The 2,124-nt window shown below is 58.9% G+C and carries 2 protein-coding genes and 1 pseudogene; 1 reads left to right on the top strand and 2 read right to left on the bottom strand.

The window, feature by feature from the left end:
- Positions 1-1,050 precede the first annotated feature (1,050 nt).
- Positions 1,051-1,419, bottom strand: a complete 369-nt coding sequence (locus tag AC1D0I_RS32415; protein WP_477228424.1) for a cupin domain-containing protein — start codon at positions 1,417-1,419, stop codon at positions 1,051-1,053.
- Positions 1,420-1,508: 89 nt separating this feature from the next.
- Positions 1,509-1,637, bottom strand: a pseudogene (locus AC1D0I_RS32410) (IS1 family transposase); the annotation flags it as partial.
- Between the two features lie 229 nt (positions 1,638-1,866).
- On the opposite strand from AC1D0I_RS32410, the gene AC1D0I_RS32405 reads away from it, so the two are divergent.
- Complete coding sequence (locus tag AC1D0I_RS32405) at positions 1,867-2,103, top strand: hypothetical protein (RefSeq protein ID WP_477400154.1); 237 nt, start codon at positions 1,867-1,869, stop codon at positions 2,101-2,103.
- The last annotated feature ends 21 nt before the right edge of the window (positions 2,104-2,124 follow it).

Below are 2,124 nucleotides of genomic sequence, written 5' to 3'. Positions count from 1 at the left end.
GTACGTAACGGTAACGCCGCGTAACCATGGCGCGGCCTTTTGCCGGTGTAGTTCGCTCTCCCTGCTGTTAGACGCTTGCCTGCCCGATGATACGGGGTGGCCATCTTGAGGGATACCGGATTGACGTATTGGGCGGCGAGGCGCGAACGCAAGACTGAGGTGAAGAGGCGGGCTTAGGAGCCGAGCAGCATGTTTAGCCGCAGTCGCGTGGTTGGATGCAGCAAGCCGGCCAGAGCGGGCACGGAGGACGGGCTGGACACTCGGTTCTGTCGGTCCCACGCGGATCACTACGCGCGCCACGGGAGCGCGTACAGATTGACGACCGCGTGACCATCCTCCTCGACGGCTTGGTTCTGGACCCTGCGACACAGATCAGGCACGAGACCAGCGCCGCGACTGTGAGGGAATACCGGGCCGGTATGCGCGCCGACAAAAGAGGCTGGAACATTAGCGGGCTTGAATTGTTGAGTTCATGCTTCGGACGCCGCTGCTTGGCTCCGTCGCAGGCTGGTGGGCACATCGGCCGGCCCGCGCCAGCGGTCCCTCCGTGGCGCGGGCTTTGAGGCCGGACAGTGGCTGCGGCGCCTCGGACGGGGTTCAAATAAATGGTGGACAATACCACCAGAAAGCTTTGGCTTCCTCTTCAGGCGTCATCGGACGGACCTCCCATGAGTCCGTTTTCGCGATGTAACGTGTCCAAATGGGCGTGCCTTCTTCGCTGACGCTTTCGTGCCAGGCGGTAAACCCCATCATTGGCAATAAAGCTTCTCGGAGCGATCGAAGCTGCAGTGATGCCGTGTGCATGCGAATGACCTCCCTTGGCTGGGCGCCGCCACCGATTCGTGCCCGCCTCACCCCGGCACAACGTCGTAGCGTTGCCGACCGTCTTCAGCGGTCCGGCGGCCATAGCGGTGGCTCGGGGTTTGACCGCCGGGCCTTACCGGCAAAGAGGGGTGGGTTTGCCGGCTGGCAAATTATAGGCCGTTTATTTGAATATTCAATTTCTCTAAAATGACGGCAGTGGGTCAGTCTGAAATTTGTCGATGTGAATCAATCTGCGATGCCAACGAGAAGCAGGCCAACCGCCTCTTGACCTTGGACTAGCGACCGGTGGCCCTTGCTGTCCTTGTCATTGAGCAAGAGAACATCACCCCGCCGGAAGTCGGCTGAAGTTCCGTCGGTGGTCGTGATTTTGAGGTGACCTTGGAGCAACACCACCAATTGCCTGCGCGGCGTCGCATGGTATTGCGGGTCCCATCCGGGCGGCAATTCAAGAAATACACCGGTCGTCATCGGCGTTTCGGGAGACGCGCCTATGGGAGCAGATGGAGGGGCAAAGTCGCGTGCCGCAAGATTCACCGCAACATTGCGCAAGTGCGTCTCGCTAACTTCGTCAGCATATATTTCCGTGATTTGCATTGGCTTCCCCCGAATGTTTAGGCGGCAACGTGCTTCTTGTAACACGCTTGCGGTCAATCTTCGCCTGTTCCGCTTCCACCAGCGCAACAATAGTGCAAAGCCACCGAGTTTGCATCAGCTTCAACCTTCTTGGAAAACACGTTTGTCAGACGGGTGAAGCGGYGCATGTGCATCCGCATTGTCAGGTTCTGACGTTCCGCGAATGATGTGCTGACATGCTTGAATGCATATTGCATCCGTCAAATTTCAAACTGACCCACTACCAGAATGATCGGTCCGCAACCAACCGCGCAGCGGCCCGTTGACCCTATGCTGGTTTTGATCCCCAGCATCCATTTCTGGCCCGCCGCCGCTCCGAGGCGCGACACCAGCCGGCTCGGTCTGGTTGGAACTTGGATTGGGTTCGAGAGTTTATGGCGCGCGACCTTTGCATGGAGGTGGCTAGCCATGAGGATCAAAGTTACACCAGAGCTCTGTAACGTTGCGGCGGCGGCCGACGAAATTGTGAGCGAGGCGAAGGGGAAGGCTCGCCTTTCTGTCACACTGGCGGTTTCCCGACTCCGACAGAAAACCGGATCGATGCGATCGGATGCCGATCTAGAGGCTCTTGTCGCAAAGATAGCTGCGGCTCGCGGAGTAGCCCTGGTGATGGACAGGAAGGCTGATCAATTCGCACCGGGGTGAACAGCAGTGGCGGCGTTGGCG

Source organism: Mesorhizobium sp. P2_D1 (assembly GCF_056404455.1).
Note: the sequence above shows the minus strand (reverse complement) of the source record. Positions and strands in the feature narration are given on the sequence as shown.